Here is a 544-nt window from a genome sequence, read left to right on the forward strand (position 1 = left end):
GATGTTCAACATTAATGAAGTGTTGCTGTTTGGTTTGCCGATCATCTTTAACCCCATTCTCATCATCCCATTTGTACTGGTGCCTTTGGTGAGCTTCGTGATCACTTATGCGAGCATTGCGTCGGGTATGATTGATCCGGTCGAGAAGATCGTGAATTGGATGACGCCGCCGTTGATCAGTGGATATGTCGCAATGGGAAATCATATTCAAGGCACAATACTTCAACTGATAGTGATCGCGGCAGGGGTATTGATCTATTGACCTTTTTATCTTGCTTATGCTGGTAAACACGCGAGTCAATTCGGGCTGAACAATGCTTTGAATGGTATTGAACAATCGCTGTTTAAGTCTCTGCTTAATAGCGTGAAAGATTCAAACATATACATTATCAACAAATCATCAGCTCAGAAGCGTTTGACTTCAATTCTGCGAGAAGGGGAGCTGGTGATGTTTTATCAAAAGCTACAATCGACGCATGAAGAGAAAGTGTTCTCCTATGAAGCGCTGATTCGTTACATCGACAAAGAGGGAAAACTGTGCCCT

At 42.8% G+C, this 544-nt stretch carries 1 pseudogene; it reads left to right on the top strand.

Going from position 1 to position 544, the window contains the following annotated elements:
• Nucleotides 1-544, top strand: a pseudogene (locus tag R7190_RS29970) (diguanylate phosphodiesterase); the annotation flags it as partial.

Source organism: Vibrio sp. 1078-1, assembly GCF_033340475.1.